At 43.8% G+C, this 20,543-nt stretch carries 15 protein-coding genes; 7 read left to right on the forward strand and 8 right to left on the reverse strand.

Annotation, left to right across the window (positions count from 1 at the left end; all coding sequences use genetic code 11):
* The first annotated feature begins 106 nt into the window (after positions 1–106).
* The 7 genes from grpE (at position 107) to ACZ5A8_RS07645 (ending at position 10,822) form a co-directional block, all read left to right on the forward strand.
* Positions 107–736, forward strand: coding sequence for a nucleotide exchange factor GrpE (gene grpE / locus ACZ5A8_RS07615; RefSeq protein WP_322222460.1), 630 nt, complete (start codon positions 107–109; stop codon positions 734–736).
* Between the two features lie 393 nt (positions 737–1,129).
* Entirely contained in the window at positions 1,130–2,980 is a 1,851-nt protein-coding gene (gene dnaK, locus ACZ5A8_RS07620; RefSeq protein WP_464533142.1) for a molecular chaperone DnaK, read from the forward strand.
* A 110-nt stretch (positions 2,981–3,090) separates the two neighbouring features.
* Positions 3,091–4,260 carry a molecular chaperone DnaJ gene (gene dnaJ, locus ACZ5A8_RS07625; RefSeq protein WP_464533143.1) on the forward strand — a complete coding sequence of 390 codons (1,170 nt, stop codon included), beginning with the start codon at positions 3,091–3,093 and terminating at the stop codon, positions 4,258–4,260.
* Positions 4,261–4,784: 524 nt separating this feature from the next.
* Positions 4,785–6,131 (forward strand): Trk system potassium transporter TrkA, encoded by a 1,347-nt coding sequence (gene trkA, locus ACZ5A8_RS07630; protein WP_464533144.1) that lies wholly within the window; start codon positions 4,785–4,787, stop codon positions 6,129–6,131.
* A gap of 24 nt (positions 6,132–6,155) precedes the next feature.
* The gene (locus ACZ5A8_RS07635; protein WP_464533146.1) at positions 6,156–7,586 is read left to right on the forward strand and encodes a TrkH family potassium uptake protein; all 1,431 of its coding nucleotides are present in this window, start codon (positions 6,156–6,158) and stop codon (positions 7,584–7,586) included.
* A 297-nt stretch (positions 7,587–7,883) separates the two neighbouring features.
* Complete coding sequence (trkA, locus tag ACZ5A8_RS07640) at positions 7,884–9,239, forward strand: Trk system potassium transporter TrkA (RefSeq protein ID WP_229391911.1); 1,356 nt, start codon at positions 7,884–7,886, stop codon at positions 9,237–9,239.
* A gap of 152 nt (positions 9,240–9,391) precedes the next feature.
* Entirely contained in the window at positions 9,392–10,822 is a 1,431-nt protein-coding gene (locus ACZ5A8_RS07645; protein ID WP_229391910.1) for a TrkH family potassium uptake protein, read from the forward strand.
* A 689-nt stretch (positions 10,823–11,511) separates the two neighbouring features.
* Here the strand turns inward: ACZ5A8_RS07645 and ACZ5A8_RS07650 are convergent.
* The 8 genes from ACZ5A8_RS07650 to cofG form a co-directional block, all read right to left on the reverse strand.
* Positions 11,512–12,693: an IS110 family RNA-guided transposase gene (locus ACZ5A8_RS07650; protein WP_464529245.1), complete on the reverse strand. Its 1,182-nt coding sequence runs from the start codon at positions 12,691–12,693 to the stop codon at positions 11,512–11,514.
* A 470-nt stretch (positions 12,694–13,163) separates the two neighbouring features.
* Entirely contained in the window at positions 13,164–14,387 is a 1,224-nt protein-coding gene (locus ACZ5A8_RS07655) for a digeranylgeranylglycerophospholipid reductase (RefSeq protein WP_464533147.1), read from the reverse strand.
* Entirely contained in the window at positions 14,384–14,560 is a 177-nt protein-coding gene (locus ACZ5A8_RS07660) for a 4Fe-4S binding protein (RefSeq protein ID WP_229391908.1), read from the reverse strand. The genes ACZ5A8_RS07655 and ACZ5A8_RS07660 overlap by 4 nt, the downstream gene beginning before the upstream one ends.
* Positions 14,561–15,143: 583 nt before the next feature.
* Positions 15,144–15,803 (reverse strand): TetR/AcrR family transcriptional regulator, encoded by a 660-nt coding sequence (locus ACZ5A8_RS07665; protein ID WP_464533149.1) that lies wholly within the window; start codon positions 15,801–15,803, stop codon positions 15,144–15,146.
* 622 nt (positions 15,804–16,425) lie between these two features.
* Positions 16,426–17,052, reverse strand: a complete 627-nt coding sequence (cofC, locus tag ACZ5A8_RS07670; protein WP_464533151.1) for a 2-phospho-L-lactate guanylyltransferase — start codon at positions 17,050–17,052, stop codon at positions 16,426–16,428.
* A gap of 99 nt (positions 17,053–17,151) precedes the next feature.
* The gene (gene cofH / locus ACZ5A8_RS07675) at positions 17,152–18,306 is read right to left on the reverse strand and encodes a 5-amino-6-(D-ribitylamino)uracil--L-tyrosine 4-hydroxyphenyl transferase CofH (RefSeq protein ID WP_464533153.1); all 1,155 of its coding nucleotides are present in this window, start codon (positions 18,304–18,306) and stop codon (positions 17,152–17,154) included.
* Between the two features lie 56 nt (positions 18,307–18,362).
* Positions 18,363–19,493: a 5-amino-6-(D-ribitylamino)uracil--L-tyrosine 4-hydroxyphenyl transferase CofH gene (gene cofH / locus ACZ5A8_RS07680; protein WP_322225205.1), complete on the reverse strand. Its 1,131-nt coding sequence runs from the start codon at positions 19,491–19,493 to the stop codon at positions 18,363–18,365.
* Positions 19,490–20,497: a 7,8-didemethyl-8-hydroxy-5-deazariboflavin synthase subunit CofG gene (gene cofG / locus ACZ5A8_RS07685; RefSeq protein ID WP_464534055.1), complete on the reverse strand. Its 1,008-nt coding sequence runs from the start codon at positions 20,495–20,497 to the stop codon at positions 19,490–19,492. The genes cofH (ACZ5A8_RS07680) and cofG overlap by 4 nt, the downstream gene beginning before the upstream one ends.
* Positions 20,498–20,543 lie beyond the last annotated feature (46 nt).

Below are 20,543 nucleotides of genomic sequence, written 5' to 3' on the forward strand. Positions count from 1 at the left end.
TCAGGGAGATATCCTGTCCGCAGCTCCGAAAAGTATTTATAGAATTACAAACAATCACAGATCAAGACGAGTGTTACATTTAAAATAATTTCATGGGGATTGATAAATGAAGAAGTCCAGTAAAAAAGAAAATATGCATTCAAAAGAAGAGAGCCGGATGCAAGCTGAAAATTCAGAAGCTCAGAACTCTGGATCTTCGGTTGATAAAGCCGATGAAACAACAGCAAGTCCTGAAAATGAACCTGTAAGTTCCGGAGCTGAAAAGAGCCCGGAAGCTGCATGCAGGGAGGAAAACGAACTTCTCAAGGATCAGCTTTTTCGGCTTGCAGCGGATTTTGATAACTTCAGAAAAAGAACTGCCCGTCAGATGGAAGAGAACCGAAAAGCTGCACTTGAGCAGGTGCTTCTTGACTTTGTCGAAGTAACAGATAACTTTGATCGCGCCTTGAAATCTGCACGTACTGCAGAAGACATGAGTTCAATTGTAAGTGGAATCGAGCAGCTTTCAAAGCAGTTTTTCTCTATCCTGGAAAAGTACGGACTTGAGAGGATAAAATGCGAAAAGGCAGGCGAATTTGATCCTCACAGGCATGAGGCTGTCCAGCACGTAGAAACCTCCGACGTTCCTGACAATACTATAGTTGAGGTTTATAAATCAGGATATGCTTTAAACGAGAGAGTTGTCAGACCTGCTCTGGTTTCAGTGGCAAGAAGCCCTGAAGAGATAGAGAAATAAAATGAATTACTCAAAAATAAACCTGTACTAAACTGAGTTTACCTTTAAATTAGTTATTAGTATTAGACTCAAAATTACGTCAATTCTCAAAAGAAAAATCAAAACTTGTAACCCTGTGAGTAACAGAAGAACTTTATTAAATAACTTGAATTAATAGTTTAATTGAGAAGTAACTTGCTAATCTCTCTGACTAACTAATTCAACGAAATATTTAACTAAATAAAATAGGACTAATTACAGATTAAGTGAATTTGGCAAGTATTTTTACCGGTTAATTTAACCAGAAATTTAACTCACTAGAAATTTACAAGACATTTAACTCACTAATCCAATAAGCAACCTAATCAAGTAATCTAACTATAATTAATTGATAATTAACTATGAGGATATAATATGGCAAAGATACTGGGTATTGACCTTGGTACTACTAATTCGTGCATGGCAGTGATGGAAGGCGGGGATGCTGTCGTGATCCCGAACGCCGAAGGCAGCAGAACAACTCCTTCAGTCGTTGGGTTCTCTAAGAAAGGGGAGAAACTCGTGGGTCAGGTCGCTAAGCGGCAGGCTATATCAAACCCTGAGAATACGGTCTATTCCATTAAAAGGCACATGGGAGAAGCCAGCTATAAAGTCACTCTTAACGGGAAGGCATATGCTCCGCAGGAAATTTCTGCGATGATCCTCCAGAAGCTCAAAACAGATGCAGAGGCTTATCTTGGAGAAACCATAAAACAGGCTGTTATTACAGTTCCTGCTTATTTCAATGATTCACAGAGGCAGGCTACAAAGGATGCAGGTTCGATTGCAGGGCTTGAAGTCCTCAGGATCATTAATGAACCGACTGCTGCATCCCTGGCTTACGGGCTTGACAAAGGAGACATAGACCAGAAGATTCTTGTCTACGACCTTGGAGGCGGAACCTTTGACGTATCCATTCTGGAACTCGGAGGCGGAGTATTCGAAGTAAAGTCCACAAGTGGAGATACGCACCTTGGAGGCGACGACTTCGACCAGCGCATTATTGATTACCTGCTTGCCGAATTCAGGAAAACGGAAGGAATCGACCTTTCCAAGGACAGGGCTGTACTCCAGCGCCTGAAGGATGCAGCTGAAAAAGCCAAGATAGAGCTTTCAGGCGTTGCCAGCACTAACGTCAACCTCCCCTTCCTTACAGTAGGCCCTGATGGGGACCCAAAGCACATGGATGTTGACCTGACAAGAGCCCAGTTCCAGAAAATGACTGAAGATCTCCTGGAAAAGACCCTTGTATCCATGCGCCGTGCACTCAGCGATTCAAAGTTTACATCAAATGACCTTGACAAAGTGATTCTTGTCGGAGGCGCAACAAGAATGCCTGCCGTGGTTGAACTTGTGGAGAATTTCACAGGCAAGAAGCCATACAAGAATATCAATCCTGACGAGGCAGTTGCAATCGGCGCAGCCATCCAGGCAGGAGTCCTGGGCGGAGAGGTAAAAGATGTCCTTCTGCTCGATGTCAATCCTCTTACCCTGGGTATCGAGACCCTTGGAGGCATTGCAACCCCGCTTATCCAGAGGAATACAACCATCCCTACTAAAAAGAGCCAGATCTTCTCAACTGCTGCTGACAACCAGCCCTCAGTAGAGATCCATGTCCTGCAGGGAGAGCGCGGAATCGCTTCCGAAAACAAGACCCTGGGCAGGTTCACCCTTGACGGCATACCCCCGGCTCCTAGAGGCATTCCTCAGATTGAGGTTACCTTTGACATTGACGCAAACGGTATCCTCCACGTGGGTGCAAAGGACCTGGGCACAGGCAAGAATCAGTCCATTTCTATCCAGAAACCCGGCGGACTTTCTGATGCAGAAATCGAGCGCATGGTCAAGGATGCGGAACTGCATGCAGAAGAGGACAAAAAGCGCAGGGAAGAAGTCGAGACAAGAAATAACGCCGAAGCCCTTATCAATGCCTCGGAAAAGACTATCAAGGAAGCCGGAGATCTGGCTACCGAAGACCAGAAGTCAAAAGTCAATGCTGCAATCGAAGACCTGAAGAAAGCCCTTGAAGGCAAGGATGCCGAAGAGATTAAAGCAAAGACAGAAGCTCTTCAGGAATCGGTATACCCGATTTCGACAGCTATGTATCAGAAAGCCCAGCAGGCTCAACAGGCTGCAGGCGAAGCAGGAAGCACTGATGCGAGAGGCCCTGATGAGACAGTGGTTGACGCCGACTATGAGGTAGTTGACGACGAAAAGCGTAAGTAATTAAAGAGAATTAACACTAACAAAAAGCGCCTGATAATTTGCAGGCATGACCGGAAACCTGCTCGCAGGTTCCGGGTTTTTATCCTTTTTTAAAACAACAGGGAATCCTGATGGCTACCACACGTGATTATTACGAAATTCTCGGATTATCCAAAGATGCTTCAGTCGAGGATATAAAGAAGACTTACCGGAAGCTTGCACTGCAGTACCATCCTGACAGGAACAAGGAAGCCGGGGCTGAGGAAAAATTCAAGGAAATATCCGAGGCTTACGCCGTTCTTTCAGACACTGAAAAACGTGCTCAGTACGACCGCTTCGGGCATGCCGGAATCGATGGTCAATACAGTGCAGAGGACATTTTCCGGGGCGCGGATTTTGGCGGGTTCGGAGACATTTTTGAAATGTTTTTCGGAGGCGGCAGAAGAGGAGGCCCTATGGGGCCGAGGAGAGGTTCAGACCTCCAGTACGACCTCTACATAACCTTCGAAGAAGCTGCTTTTGGAGTTCATAAAGATATTGATATTCCAAGGACAGAAAGATGTTCTGCCTGCTCGGGAACAGGAGCAAAGGAGGGCACAAGCCCAAAGCGCTGCCCTACCTGCGGCGGCACAGGGCAGGTTCGCACTACCCGTTCAACTTTGGGAATGCAGTTCGTGAGCACCACAACCTGCAATACCTGTCACGGCAGAGGTCAGATAATTGAGTCCCCATGCCCGGTCTGTAGCGGTGCAGGCAGAGTCCGGAGCAGAAGAACAATAACAGTCAATGTCCCTGCAGGAGCAGACTCAGGCATGACCCTCAGGCTCAGCGGAGAAGGGGATGCAGGAGAACCAGGTGCGCCTTCCGGAGACCTTTATATAATTATCCATGTGATGGAGCACAGGTACTTCAAGCGTGTCGATTACGATGTAATCTCCGAACTGTCAATACCATTCACCCAGGCTGCACTCGGGGCTGATGTTATGGTTGATACCCTCTACGGCCAGGTCAAAATGAATATCCCTGCAGGTACTCAAACCCATTCCGTCTTCAGACTCAAGGACAAAGGCATACAGCACATTCACGGGCACGGTAAAGGAGACCAGCTCGTAAGAGTAATAATCAAGACCCCGACAAAACTTACTCAGGAACAGAAGGAGCTTCTTCGCCAGTTCGAATACCTGAGCAATGGAAAGAAGACCGAAGGAGACGAAAAAAGTAAAGCTGAGAAGCAAAAGAGCGAGAAATCCAGAAAAAGCAAAGGGCTTTTCGAAAAGGTAAAAGATGCCTTTGAGGGTTAAGAAAGCTCTGGCCCGGTTTTCACTCATTTATCGAGTATTACTAATATCTATCCTTTTTTCCTTTTTTCAAGAATAATTTTTCTTAGAGAATTCCTTTTTGGTTTGATTTTTTCCGGAACGGAAGCTCGAAAACATTTATATATACCTGTTTAATTCTATGGTTAAGAATCGTATTTGATATGCAAAAGCATAGGTTTGAGAATTCTGGTTTGCAAAACGTTTAATTTCCAGAGATGGTAAATACGCTGATAAACTTTGCTACAAATAATCGAGTTTCAGGCAACATCCAACACTTCAATATTTTGCCTGGTATTTTTTTAATGTTTATTTTAGCTTTGATTACTTTTATTTTGACTGCTTTCAAGTCAGTTATTTTTGTTTTGAATTTTGTCATCTTAGTTATTTTTATGTTGAGTCTTCACTCTTCAATTAATTTTAATTTAATCAATCCTATGCTCATGCATTCTGGTTCAATAGATTCCTGTCGTGCAGATTCATTAAAAACAGTTTTTTGAGGGTGTTCTATGAAGGCTGTAATTATTGGTGCAGGGGAAGTAGGCTATCACATTGCAAAAGCCCTCTCTCCTAAAAATGATGTGGTAATTATAGAGAAAGACGAGGAAGCGTCAAAAAGGGTAGATGAACTTGACGTGCTCGTAATTGAAGGAAATGGTGCAAACGCTGATATCCTTTCAAAAGTCCTGCAGAATGCTGACCTTCTCGTGGCTGTTACAGGCGTTGATGAGGTCAACATTGTTGCCTGTATGACCACCAAGCTGATCACAAGGAGCAAACCCGGCTGGAAGGATACTAAGACCATAGCAAGAGTTAGTAATCCCGATTATATAGATTCGCCAGTTACATCAAGGGCTCAGGTTGGCGTTGACCTTATGATCTGCCCTGAGCTTGCGCTCGCATCGGAAGTTGCTGATGTGCTCTCAAGTCCTTCTGCAATAGATGCGGAAATGTTTGCCGAAGGAAAAGTAAAGATGACTGAGTTTGCAATAAATCCGGAAAGCAGACTTGTGGGAAAGCAGATGCAGGACCTTCGGCTTGCTGACTGTTGCATTGTCAGCGCGGTTTTTCGCGAAAACGAAATAATAATTCCTCACGGAGACGATTTGATCAAAGCAAATGACCACATGGTGGTTGTGGGCAAGCCTGAAGCTATGGAAAACCTTGAGAACGTCTTCGGGAGCCAGGTACCCCACAAAAACAGGATTCTCCTTATTGGCTGCGGAATTGTAGGTTTCTATCTGGCAAAGCTGATCGACAGAGAAGAAAACGCGGACCTGAGGATCATTGAGAACAGGAAGAGCCGCTGTATAGAAGTGGCTGAGATGCTGGAAAACGCCCTTGTGCTCAACGGGGACGGCACTGATGTCAGCCTTCTCAGGGAAGAAAATATTGAGGATATGGACGTTGTTGTTGCAGTTACGGACAGCGATGAAAAGAACCTTCTCTGCGCTCTTCTTGCAAAGCAGCTAGGAGCAAAGAAGGTGATTGCAAGAGCTGACCGCTCGGATTACCTTCCTCTTTTTGAGATGGTTGGGATAGATATGGCTGTAAGTCCCAGGGAAGCAACCGTAAACGAAGTCCTCAAACTTACCATGGGAAAAGGCATACAAACGCTCACTACTATCGAAGGCGAGAAAGCTGAAATCATAGAATATACGGCTTCCGAGAAATCTAAGGTTGTCGGCAAGCCTTTAAACAAAGTAAAATTCCCTAAAGGAGCTCTCATTAACATGGTAGTACGCGGAAAAGAAACTATAATTCCAAGGGGGGATTTCGTTGTCAACAACGGAGATCGTGTAGTTATTTTCTCCATGGCCTCTGCGGTTTCCGAAGTTGAAAAGTTTTTCAGGTAAGTTTTCCAAGATCGGAGTAATTTTATGGATAATAAAGTCGTTTTTAATGCATTAGGGAAGATTATCACACTTCTTGCTTTTACAATGCTCGTTCCCCTTTTAGTAGCTTTATACTATCGGGAGCCTCTGGAACCTTTTATTGTCTCTATTTTAGTAACTCTTCTTGCTGGTTTGCTTCTTACACACATCAAAAGTAGTGTTGAATGGCAGCAGAAAGAAGCTCTTGCCATTGTGGCTCTGGCCTGGCTTGCAGCAGCTATTTTTGGCGGGATTCCTTTCCTTTTTGAGGAAGTCTCTTTTCTTGATGCCGTGTTTGAAACAATGTCGGGTTTTACTTCAACGGGTTCGACAATTCTTGTGGATATAGAGAGTTATTCCAGAAGTCTTCTTTTCTGGCGGTCTTTTACCCAGTGGCTTGGAGGCATGGGAATTATCGTGCTCTTCATTGCTATCCTGCCCAAACTAGGAGTTGCCGGTCGCCAGCTTTTCAGGGCCGAGGCTCCGGGACCCACCGAAGATAAACTGAAACCGAGAATAAAAGATACGGCAAAGATCCTGTGGGCGCTTTACGTCCTTATCTCTGCTATTGAGGTTGTGGCTCTGATGCTTGCCGGAATGTCCCTTTACGATGCCCTTACGCATACTTTTGCCGGCATGGCTTGCGGGGGTTTTTCTCCTTACGGAGCCGGGATCGAAGCTTTTGGAAGCCCTCTTATCGAGTTTATTCTTACGTTTTTCATGTTTGCGGCCGGGGCGAACTTTGCCCTCTATTACCGGGCTATCAAAATTGATAAGAACCTCCTGTTCAAAGACGAAGAATTCAGGGTTTATACCTATATTCTTCTGGGATTTTCAGGCTTGCTCACCCTGGTTCTGTACAAAGATATGGAGTTTTCGCTCTTCAATTCTTTCCGCTATGCCATATTCCAGATTACCTCTATTATGACAGCTACGGGCTTTGCTTCAACTGATTTTAACCTGTGGAAAGATTCGGCGAAGATTTTGGTTTTTGCAGTCATGTTTATAGGAGGCTGTGCAGGTTCTACAGGAGGCGGCATGAAAGTCGTGCGTTTTATGCTGATGTTAAAGTATGCGAGGAGGGAATTGTTTAAATTTATTCATCCGAGACTTGTCAAGCCTATCAGATTTAATAACAAAGCAGTACCTGATGATGTTTTACAGTCCATACTTTCTTTTGTTGTGATCTATATATCAGTTTTTATTTTCAGTGCGGTACTCCTGACTTTGCTTGGAGTCGACATGATCAGTTCTGCCACAGCTTCGATCGCTACTCTTGGAAATATAGGGCCTGGCTTTAATGTCGTCGGACCTATGGCAAACTTTGAAATGCTTCCTCCCCTGGGGAAAATCGTCCTGATTAACAATATGTGGGTCGGAAGGCTTGAGGTTTATACTGTGCTGGTGCTCTTTACAAGTGATTTCTGGCACTCATGAATGAGAACTTTTACCGGTTAATTCCTACAGGTAAACTCTCACATACTCAAAAAACAGATATCTCTGAACTTTTTCAGACTCTGTTTTTCCCCAGATATTCAGGTTTCTAACTTCCATTACCCATCTGTGTATATGCTTTGGATCTTATTAATCTTAATTTTTTATTTTTTGTTTGTTATTAATTCTACCACTACACCATTTATTAGAAATCCGCCCATTTACGTTTTTTTTCTCCAAAGACTACTTAAGCAAGCAGGGTAATCTATCTGGAAATAGTCTTTTCTTCGAGGGAATCTTATGAAAGCAGTGGTCATCGGCGCAGGAGAAGTTGGATATCATATCGCAAAGTTTCTTTCCCTCACACATGATGTGATTGTTATCGAAAAAGACGAAGACGCCCTGAGAAGGGCGGATGAGCTTGATGTTCAGGTCGTGGAAGGAAACGGTGCAAATGCCGATATTCTTGCAAGTGTCCTTTCCAATGTGGATATTCTCGTGGCTGTCACCGGGGTTGATGAAGTTAACATTGTTGCCTGTATGACCGCAAAATTGATCATAAGGTCCCATCAAGGCTGGAGAGAAACAAAAACTATTGCAAGAGTTAGTAACCCTGACTATATTGATGTGCCTGTTACTTCCAGAGCTCAGGTTGGTGTGGACATTATGATCTGTCCTGAACTCGCTCTCGCCTCGGAAGTTGCAGAGGTTCTTTCAAACCCTTCTGCAATAGATGCGGAAATGTTTGCAGGAGGTAAAGTCCAGATGATGGAATTTGCCATCCGCCCCGATAACAGGTTTGTAGGAAAGCATATGCAGGACCTCAAGCTTGACGACTGCTGTATTGTCAGTGCGATTTTTCGGGAAAAAGAAATAATCATCCCTCGAGGAGACGATTTAATCAAAGCAAATGACCACATGGTAATTGTGGGCAAGCCCAGAGCCATGGAAAATCTCGAGGGCATTTTCGGGAACGAAGAACACCACAGAAATAGAATTCTCCTTATTGGCTGCGGAATTGTGGGGTTTTACCTTGCCAAGATTATTGATAAGGATGAAAATGCGGATCTCAAGGTCATTGAGAACAGAAAGAGTCGCTGCATAGAAGTAGCCGAGGTACTGGAGAATGCCCTTATACTAAACGGGGACGGCACTGATGTCAGCCTTCTCAGGGAAGAAAATATTGAGGATATGGATGTTGTTATTGCAGTTACGGACAGCGACGAAAAGAACCTTCTCTGCGCTCTTCTGGCAAAGCAAATGGGCGCCAAAAAAGTGATTGCAAGAGCTGACCGTTCGGAGTATGTACCTCTTTTCGAGATGGTGGGAATCGATATTGCAGTAAGCCCGAGGGCAGCAACCGTAAACGAGGTCCTCAAACTTACAATGGGGAAAGGCATAGAGGCCCTTGCAACTCTTGAGGGCGAAAAAGCCGAAATTATCGAATATACGGCATCCAGTCAGTCAAAAATTGTAGGAAAACCGCTCAATAAGGTCAAGTTTCCCAAAGGTGCAATCATTACCATGGTTGTCCACAAGGATGAGGTCATTATCCCCAGAGGAGAGTTTGTCATCCGTGAAGGGGATAGAGTCATTGTTTTTGCTCTATCTTCCGCTGTCCCGCACGTTGAAAAATTATTTGTAGTCAAATCCTAAAATAATTCACTAATTTCAAATGAAAACTCCGATGTTTCCGTGGTATAGCGCATCTTGGGAGTTAAGTGTAAATATCTACGTCCGAAACTATAAGTAAGGAATAAATACGAATACATTAAAAGGGTCATAAGCTGCAAAAACAGAGGATCGGCATGAATATTAAGATTGTTTTTTATGTGCTTGGCGGTTTACTCAGGCTTCTCGGGATGCTCATGGTTGTTCCTCTCGGAGTCTCGTACTATTACGGGGAAAATCTGACACCTTTTCTTGTGTCTATAGTAATAACCGTCCTTACAGGTTTAATCCTGCTTTCCTATAAAACCGACGAAGACTGGATGCGCAAAGAAGGCTTTGCAATCGTTGCCCTGGGCTGGCTTGCTGCTGCGGTTTTCGGGGCAATACCTTTCGTCCTGGAAGGAATTTCCCCCCTCAATTCTCTTTTTGAATCCATGTCGGCTTTTACCACTACTGGTTCGACAATCCTTACTGATATAGAAAGCTATCCTAAAGGCATTCTCTTCTGGCGGTCCATGATGCAATGGCTGGGCGGTATGGGAATTATTGTACTGTTCATTGCTATCCTACCCAAACTCGGAGTTGCCGGACGACAACTCTTCCGGGCTGAAGCCCCAGGCCCGACAGAAGATAAATTGAAACCAAGAATAAGGGAAACCGCAAAGATTCTGTGGATGGTCTATTTTGTAATCTCATTCGTGGAGGTTATTGCTCTCCTGCTTGCAGGACTTTCGCTATATGATGCAGTAACTCACACGTTTACTACAATGGCCTGCGGAGGTTTCTCGCCTTATGGGCTGAGCATTGAAGCCTTTAACAGCCCTCTTGTTGAATTCATAATAACTTTTTTCATGTTCATCGCAGGCGCAAACTTTGCCCTACATTACAGGGCGATTTATGTTGACAAGGACTTCCTTCTTAGAGATGATGAATTCCGCTTCTACACAGCCCTCACCCTTGCAGCAACCGGGCTTTTGACTCTCCTGCTCTATCGCGACCTTGGTACAGGTCTTTTTGACTCTTTCAGGCTTTCGATCTTTCAAGTAGTTTCCATTATGACAACTACCGGGTTTGCTACAACGGACTTTAACCTCTGGTCCGAATCTGGTAAAATGGTGCTGCTCCTTGTTATGTTTGTTGGCGGTTGTGCCGGCTCTACAGGCGGAGGCATTAAGGTTGTGCGCGTCCTTATGCTCCTCAGACATGGAAGAGTAGAACTTTTCAAAGCCCTTCATCCGAGAGCCGTAAGAAGTGTAAAATTCAATAATAAAAACGTGCCAGACGAGGTTATAAATTCTATTTTCTCTTTTGTGGTGATCTACCTTCTTATTTTTATCTCAAGCGCACTTATCCTCTCGGTACTGGGTATGGATATTATAAGTTCTATCACTGCCTCCATAGCTACTCTCGGGAACGTAGGTCCAGGCCTTAATGTGGTAGGCCCGATGGGTACTTTTGACCCGATCCCTCCTCTCGGAAAATTAATCCTGATAGCAAATATGTGGATTGGACGGCTTGAAGTCTACACCGTAATTGTGCTCTTTACGCCGGAGTTCTGGAACAAATGATTTTTCAGTAATACCCCTTTTCAGCTTCAAGCAAAAATGGAATGAAGAGTTAACTGAGCGAAGCTGGACAGCAATTCCTGACCAGTCAGTTGATATTTACGAATATGCGAAAATACATATTTTTATGTTTTCCCTGCGCCTCGGAGAGCTACAGCCGCCCTGCCAGATAGATGCTACGGAGAAACTACACTCCATGGCAGAAAAGCAATTTCTTATCCCCGGAAACTGCTTTTCAACTCACACTTATAAAATGCTCTGCCAGCTTATCTGACGGTTCGTCAAAAAAGAAGTAAAAATAAAGATGAAAAAGAGTGTTTTGCGCAGTAATATCTTTAATTTAGTCCTCTTGAGCGGAGCGAAAAGGACCTCGTGCTGTTGCACTTGCAGTGCAACTTCCAAAAAATATCTGATTTCCTGTGATCCCGAGACGCAATTCAGGAAGCAAAACCTGTGATTTTATAAATTAGACATGTTATAAATGATTTTTTATATTCGATTTTTTCATCAAGGGGAATTATTATGAAAAAGCCGCGCTGATAGCGCGGTAAATTTCCATGAATATGCCTAAAAGGTTTTTTTGCTCCTCAACCCAAAAACTCTTCCTTCCCTTTTCGCATAGACCGATAAAAATCCATAGCCACAGCTACCTTTTTTCAATCATTTTTCTCAGTTCCCCCTCTCAATTTACTTTATCCCGGTATCTGGAACGGTCTTTTGTTCTTTTCTACAGACCAGATAATCCTTATCATCTTTTTAGCTGATGCACAGAGTGCAGTATTGTAGTGCTTCCCCTCACTCATTTTCTTCATAAAATACTGCTCTATTACCGGATTAAACAGCTTTGCTTGCACAACAGCTCTCCCCAAAACCCATCTTAGCAGTTTTGATCCCTTTTTGTTAGGTCCTGAAATAACTTCCTTGTTCCCAGATTGTTTTACTTTTGGATCATATCCTGCAAAAGCAACGATCTGGTCAGGATGCTGAAAGTTTTCCACATCTCCAAGTTCAGCCCAGATCATAGCTGCCATTAAATCGCTGATTCCCGGAATTGTCTGAAGATAATGCTTATCCTTCACCGTTTTCCATGCAGCCGAAATCCTGGTTTCCACTTCTTTTATCTGGTTTTCTATATATTCAATCAGTTTCAGCAGAGACTCAACTTCAAATAGTAAAGCCTCCTCAATAAAGTCAGGAGAAACTGAATCTTTCGCCATTTCTAAAAGTTCTCTTGCTTTCTCAGGACTGTAATGATTCCTGCTCGTTTTTCTCATCAATTCAAAGAGCCTTTCTTCTCCCATTTCAAGCATATCAAAGGGTCTTGGTGCTTCATTTAGAATAGCTATTGATGTTTTTGTGAATATGCTTGAAAACATCTGGTCATATCCAGGAAAAATAAGATGCATGTTGCGTATTACCCGCTTCTTCAGGTTAGCCACCTCTGATTTCAGTTTGAAATGGAATCTACAGTATTCCTTCAGTTCCATTCTCATTTTATCGCCATAACAGATTTTTGGGGCTTGCCCGAATCGAAGCATTCCAGCAATTGTTTTTGCATCGATTTGATCTGTTTTTGCTCCCCTAACGTTGACTGCTGCAAACCCCCTTACCTGAGAAGGATTGTAAAGATGGATTTCATAGTGTTTCGAAAGTTCACAATATATGGTATACCAGTATATTCCAGTGGCTTCCATTCCAATCCTTGGAATTAGATCTAATTCACCTGCGGTTGATTTTACACGTTCTCTGAACTTCTCAATACTGCTTTTTAAATTCTTAATTTTGATGTATTTTCCAATCTGTTCTCCCTTATCGTTCAGAATACAGGCTTCATGTATATTCTTAGCAACATCAATACCAACATTCAAATACACTTATAAGAGCCCCCACGACACTATTTTATAGACTGGGAACCAAATATCCCTCTGCTCTCTACAGACCGTAAGCTCGTGGAAAATCGCCAGACTCTGTGAACACAGAGCTGTAACATGTTAAATTGCCGGAGAGCCGTAGGAGTGAGGGTGGTAGTCTAAGATAGCCGGACAAAGCCGTAAGTCTGCAAAACTACCCTCCCAGCCTACGTATCGTTTTTATGAAAATGCAGCTATAAAAAGCTGCAATTATCCTTTATACGAGTCTGCTTGAACGAGCGAAGCGAGTGAAACAGACCTCGTGCTCCCGAAGCGAAACTCGGGAAGCGAAACTCGGGAGGCGAAACTCGGGAAGTTAAGATTACGTGAAAAAATTTGGGTAACCTGAGAAAAGTAAAATTTAGAGAAAGAATTTTTCCTTTAAAAGGCTTAAAAAAAGAACAATAGAAAAAAAGATGCCTGTTTTTCAGGCATTATGTTCTGTTCTTTATTACTTCTTTTGCTGCATCCTTAAAAAGTATGCGAAGATCCCAGAGCAGCTTTTTATTGGCTTTGAAGAGAGCCTGTAGCAGATCCAGGAGGCTCATCCTTTCGAATTTTACGTCTTTTAATGAATGAGCAAGCGAGTCAAGGTCATCGTCGGAAAGGTTGATAAAGCAGTTCTTAACGATAAGGCTCATGTCAATGTCATGTCCTATTGTAGCTCTCCACCTTTTTTCATAGACCTCTTCAAGCTTTCCCAGTGAGACATCTCCTGCGGATATAGCTGTGTAAGCAGCTTCTCCAGCCATCTTACCTGCATCCATGGCGTTGAGAATCCCCCCACCTGTAATAGGGTCTGACTGACGTGCAGCGTCTCCTATAAGCATCAGCCCGTTAGCTGAAGTTTTCTCGATGCTACCTGACACCGGGACTCCACCGAAAACCATCTCAACTATCCGGGCATCCGGAAACCTTTTTTGCAGGAAATCGTTCAGATGATCGACCGGCCTCTGTTTGAATTTCCCCATCTTACTTCCCAGAATTCCGATTCCCACATTGGCTTTTCCTTCTCCTTTAGGAAATATCCAGACATACCCCCCGGGTGCGATCTCATTTCCTATGTAGAACTCACAGTGCTCCTGGTCTATATCCGTACCTGCGATAAGGTACTGGGCACAGGTCTCGATATCTACGGGTTTCAGGGCTGTGTCAATCCCTGCCCACCTGCCTACCTTTGATTCGACTCCATCAGCCCCTATTACTATTTTGGCACTCACATCGTACTCTTTCCCGAGATGCATGAGCTTGGCCCCTTTTACGAAATCGTCTTCAATGATAAGACCTGTAGCTCTTGTCTTTACCCTGACCTCAGCTCCGGCCTTCGCAGCCTGCTCCGCAAGGGCACGGTCAAAGACCTTTCTCTCGAGTACATAGCCGACCTCTCCTCCGGAGAGTTCCTCAGCCATCTCTATTTTTGTACCGTCCGGAGAGTAAATACAGGAACCTTTAAGATCAGCACAGATCCACCGTTTGTCGATCTCTAGATGTTTTTTAAGAAACTCTTTGTTTACGCCTTCGGCACAGCGTACAGGATCACCTATTTCCTGGCGTTTTTCAATTAGAAGTACATCAAGCCCTTTCTCAGCTGCTGTTTTGGCAGCAATGGAGCCTGCAGGGCCGGCTCCTATCACCAGAACATCATACATGTCCTTCATTTCATTACCTCGATTGCTCCTACAGGGCAGATGCGATCGCATATCCCGCACACGATACAGACATTTTCATCTACTTCAATCCAGGTTTCCACAAGTTCGAGTGCTCCTTTAGGGCAGACTCCCACACAGGCTCCACAATATCCACATTTATATCTGTTTATGTTGATGCTCACCAGCTCACCTGTAACTTTTAAAGGTAAATCATGATCTTTAACAGCAGTCACAATCTCTTGCAGATAATTTGGCGAGAATCGAAAGACTCACCAATATGATGCCGCATTATTTAAACTAATGACTTTTATATAATTCCTGAATATCTCTTTTTTGATTACAATGCTTTCGGAAATAACATTCTGTTAATAAATCTTTTCTGGCTCTTAAGATCTATTTACTATTACTTGAATTTCTTTTTGAGAAAGGTAATCTTCGAATTCAGACCTATCTGCTTAATATAATTTATTTTTCGAATCAGTTTCCACAATTATTGTATTTATGTACTTTAAAGTTATTGGCTACTGTGCCAATGCACTCATTATAGAATTCTCCTTCAGTTACCTTTATGATGCATTTCATCATTAACCCGCAGTATATTTTTTAGTATGTTAACTCTCTTCAGAAAGCAACATTTGATGCAATCGCTTTAGTATAAAATTATTTATGATATATCTTTACAAATTATATTTTTACCTTAGAAGAAAATTTTATTAATTTATACTAAGTAGGAGGCTTCTGTTCCTTCAAACTCATGCCCTGGATCTATATACCTTTTTTCGTAATATTATCTGCCAGCAGGTCAATAAAAGTGTCCATAACTTCAGGAAAATCGTCTTTCTCGATTTCGTTCCTGAAATGGAGAAGGGAAAGGACGGCCTGTGTGGTTGCGGCAAGGATCCTGGCAGGTTTATCAATAAGAAGCCCGGCGGCTGCCCACTCTTCAAAAAAAGGAAGAATTATTGACACATTGTTTCTACGAATACTTTTAATTTCTTCCTCAGAGGACCGGGAAATTATCAGCTCAAGATGTTCTTTCTCGATTAAAACTTTTCTCCAGATTGGGTGATTATCCACAACATGCAGAACATACCAGAGATAAGCCCTGATAGCTTTATCGGGTTCAGATCTATATTTCAGGAAGGAACTTTCGAGTATGCTGTCCTTTAAAACTTCCTGCTCCTCTTTAAAAATCTGGAGAAAGATATCCTCTTTGCTATTAAAAAAAGAATAGAAAGAACTCTTTGAGATTCCCAGACCTTCGGTAAGATCCTCAATGCCTGTTTTCTTAATACCGTATCTGGCGAAGCAGTCCTTTCCGCGATCCATAATTTTTCTTCTTATGACCTCTCTTTCTTCATCTGTAAAAGATCTCACAGGCTCACCTATCCTGGGAATATCCTTCCCGAATTTTGCTGATTCCATAAAATCGAGCTTATCCATTCAAGAATTAAAGACTATTAGTATCAATGAATCATTCGTTTTTTCGTTCATAGTTTAATAAAGATGATTTATTTAAAATTTTGGATAGAAAACCTGAAAAAAATGATTTTTCACGTCTATTTATTGTTTTTCACCACTTTTTCAAGCTTCTTTTTCGTTCTACTTCACTCTCTCCTCTACTTAGTTCTTTTTTTGAAGAGCCGCCAGACAGACTGGTTGAGAGCCTTACCATGTGAATTGAACACCGGTTTGCAGATTAAGGGCAGTATTTGTCCGGACTGAAAACCGGTTTGTAGATTAAGAATAATTTATTTGAGGCAGGTAGACTACAGCCACGTGAGCGCGGACAGAAAAAAATGGAAATTCGATTTTGTAAAAGGGGAGAAAAAAGAGCCATAAGATAAAAGAGAAAATGAAAGCAAACAGAAGAAAGAATTTATAATTTCAGACTTCCGTAGCTATGCAAATAAAGAAGAATAAATAATCAAAATGCTTTTTCTTAGTTTATTTTTCTTCTTTAGTTTTTATATTTCAAATCTTTTATCCAGTTCTTTGTTGGAAAGGGCCGCCAGACTAACTGATGGGAGCACTTCCCTATAAGGGTTCAAACTGGAACCAGGCCGACCCTTCCTCTGCTGACATCGAGTTTGAATTTTCGGTTAATATAGTCTTTTGCAGCCCCTTTTCCATGTATGAGAAGCTCTACTAGATCTTCAGGTTCATCTATATCCGTGCCGGCCAGGAAGGAGTCATAGATTTCGAAGTCTTGCCCGGAAGCTGTTGCAATAGAACAGTGAGTCAGAAAGCTTGAACCGTAATATTTTACTCTATAATTAGAGGGATTCTTTATAAACAGGGCATTCGTACCTCCGCCTTTCCCGGGAACGATACATATATCCTTTTTAGTTGAAGTTATCCCTTTTATATGGTCCGGAGAAAGAAGAGGCAGATCAGCCATAACAATAAAGACAGGCTCTCCGGCCTCTTTGAGGTACCTGTTAAGGGCTTCATTCAGGTCTTTTTCATCCAGCAAGACTCTTGCTTTCTTCATTCCTTCAAGTCCGTAGGCCGAAGGGCTGAGAATGTCAATTTTTTCGATTCCGGTTTCCTTGAGAGAATCAATTACCTGGTTCAGCATGAGTTCTACGAACTCTTCCCTTTCTTCCAGGCTAAGGACAGGCGACAGCCTTGATTTTGCGCTGGCTTTCTTATAGGGGATTACGGCTCTCATCTGGACTCCTGCACATTTTCGTTTTTCGTATTTTCCTCATTTTGTCTCAGGGGAACTCTTTCAGAGGAATTTTTTAGAGGAATTCCGTTTTCAGGTTTCTTATTCCTTGCTGCCTATTTCCGCTCTTTCATAACCAGGAAGCAGTCCTTCAGGTCCCGAAAACCGCGGATCGACCTTCCGGTAAAGGGTATCCCTCTGCATGGGAATCCTTCCTGCCCCTTTTATCATCCACTCAAATTCTGCCGGAGATACGTATTCCCCATGGCTGCCCCCGGATGCTGTAGAGATCTGGTCTTCGATGAGCGTACCTCCCAGGTCGTTTGCTCCACACTGGAGGGCTACCTGGGCGAGCTTTTTTCCCAATTTTACCCATGTGGCCTGGATGTTATTGATATGGGTATGCAGGATTACGCGGGAAATGGCTATGAGCTGCAGGTCTTCAAGCCCTGTGCTTGAGAACTTTCCGGATGACAGCATCTTCTCCCCTATCGGGTTATTGTAGGGCAAAAAGGACATAGGAATAAGTTCCGAAAACCCTCCTGTCTCTTTCTGGATCTCGCGGATGGTAAAAACGTGATCCAATCTCTCTTCCAGCGTTTCGACATGTCCGTACATAATAGTGGCATTGGTGGAAATCCCGGCTTTATGTGCTGCAGTTATGGTGTCGATCCACTGCAGCGTGTTGATTTTGCCAGGGCAGATAATTTTTCTTACCCTGTCGGAAAGAATCTCGGCTGAAGTCCCGGTGAGGGAGTCAAGCCCACTTTTTTTAAGCCTGCGCAGGGCTTCTTCAACGGACATGCCTGAGATTTCTGCTGCATAATTTACTTCCATGGGGGAAAGGCCATGAATACACATGTCAGGAAATTCGGCTTTTATTGATTCGATAATCTCAAGATAGAACTCCATGTCAGTTTCGGGGGTATACCCACCCTGGACGCAGACTTCCACAGCTCCGGCTTTTCTGGCTTCCTCCGTTTTTTTCAGGATCTCTTCGACGCTCAGTATATATCCTTTCTCTGTCCTGTACGCGCAGAATCCGCAGTTTCCGACGCATTTGTTTGTAATATAGATATTCCTGTTCACTACATAGCTGACAGTGTCGCCTACCGTACTGGCGCGCAGATCATTGGCGAGCTCAAATAGCTCAAACGGGTTTCCTTCAAGCAGGAGGAGGGCATCTTCTTTAGTACATTTTCCCTGATATGCCCTCTCAATCACGTCTTCTGGAGTTGTCGGTTTTTTCGTGTACATCGGATCATCCTTCTTAAAATTCCATAATTTCCCTGACTGTCACCTGGCTGTCCGGCTTATTCGAAAACTCTGCATCCGGCAACCCTTCCAGGGTTTCTGGAAGCCAGTTCATGCGCTCCCATGTACAGGGTTGTCCTTTCTTTAGGGACCCTGCCGGCTCCGTGGATCATCCATTCCAGTTCTTCAACAGAGATACTTTCTCCGTGAGAGGCTCCTGCCAATCTGGAGATGCTTTCTTCCATAAGCGTGCCTCCTAGGTCGTTTGCGCCGCAATGGAGAGCAAATTGGGCAAGCTTCTTTCCGAGTTTTACCCAGCTTGCCTGGATATTATCTACATGCCCGTGAAGAAGAATACGAGAAATAGCATAAATTTTCAGATCATCAAGGCCCGGAGTTGCGTACCTGCCTTCACGGATCATTTTTTCTCCGACAGGGTTGTTATAAGGCATAAAAGGTAGGGGCACAAATTCGGTAATTCCACCGGTCTCCTTCTGAATTTCCCTGATAGTTAGCATGTGCTCAATTCTTTCTTCCGGAGTTTCGACATGCCCGTACATCATGGTTGCAGTGGTAGGAATTCCTGCAGCATGTGCCTGCCTGACCACTTCAATCCATTCCAATGTACTGAGTTTTGCAGGGCAGATTATTTCCCTCACACGGTCAGAAAGAATCTCGGCAGCAGTTCCGGGCATCGTATCAAGCCCGCTTCGTTTCAGCCTTGCAAGGGATTCACTTACCTTCACGCCGCTGATACGGGAAGCATGGAAGACTTCCATTGGGGAGAAGGCATGGATATGCATTTCCGGGAACTCGGCCTTTATGGCTTCTACAATTCCAAGGTAGAAGTCCAGCCCAACATTCGGAAGCAGCCCTCCCTGAATACAGACTTCGGTTGCTTTTACCTGCTCAGCCTCCCTGACCTTTCCCATAATCTCTTCCAGGTTCAACAGGTACCCGTTGTTATCTCTAAATGCACAGAAACCGCACGTACCTACGCATCGGCTTGTGAAATTAATATTTCTGTTGACTACGTAGGTGACTGTGTCTCCTGCGGCAAGGTCTCGGAGTTCGTCCGCAAACCTGAAAAGTTCAAAAGGGGGTATCTCCAGGAGCAGGAGCGCATCTTCTTTTGTGCTCCTTCCCTGATGTGCGCGTTCTATGAGGTCATCGGGAATTTTGCTGTTCATTTTTCTAAATCCTCCGGTTTCTCTGTTTCGGGCTGCTTCCTGTAGCCGTGCCTATCTGAGAGCTGCTCGATGAGGCTGCCTATTCTTTCCGAATACCACCCTTTTTTTACGTACTGAGGGTAGATTGGCAGGCGTTCTTTGAGCGGGGTTTTCCCGAGCTTTTCCTGCAGAGCCTTTACATCCGGCCATTCGGCTTCGGGGTTGATCCAATCAATTGTAAGAGGGGATATACCTCCAAGGTCCGTTACTCCCTTTGCGATAAGGGCTTTTGGGTCAATGAGATTCGGGGCAACCTGTACTGCCACATCACGCGGCAGGATCCGGGCTGCAAGAGCTACCGCATCCATCATCTCTTCCACAGTCGGCTCAGGGAGGTTTTCCATGGGAGTCCCTGGTTTAGGGGCAAAATTCTGAATAATTACTTCCTGAATATGCCCATATTTCCCGTGAAGGCCTGCAATTGCTTCAAGAGACTCTATCCTATCATCCCTGCTTTCCCCTATCCCTATAAGGAGGCCTGTAGTATAAGGAATTTCCAGTTTTCCGGCATCCCGAATTGTCTCAAGCCTGCGTTCCGGAATTTTTCCGGGGCAGTCTTTATGGGCATCCAGAACTGCCGTGCTCTCAAGCATCAGCCCCATACTGGCATTCAGGGGCTTTAAAACTTTAAGTTCGGAATAGGTCATAATACCTGCATTCGTATGGGGAAGAATTCCTATATCGATTGCAGATTCACAGAGGAAAAGGAGATATTCAAGAGTAGAAGAATAGCCGAGACCTTCAAGTATTGCACTGTATCCGGGCACTTCCTCTGCATACTCCCCGAAAGTGAAGAGAGCTTCAGTGCACCCTGCCTTTACCCCGTTTTCAAGAACAGAAATAACCTCTGCTGGCTTCATAAGCCGGGCTCCGGGCTGTCCTGGCTTCCGCCGAAAGCCGCAGTAACCGCACTGGTTTCTACAGATATTGGTTACCGGGATGAAAACGTTTTTTGAGTAAGTTATGAAAGGAACTTTTTCCGGTGGAATGATAAAACACCTGCTGAATTCT

This window comes from Methanosarcina subterranea, assembly GCF_055385895.1.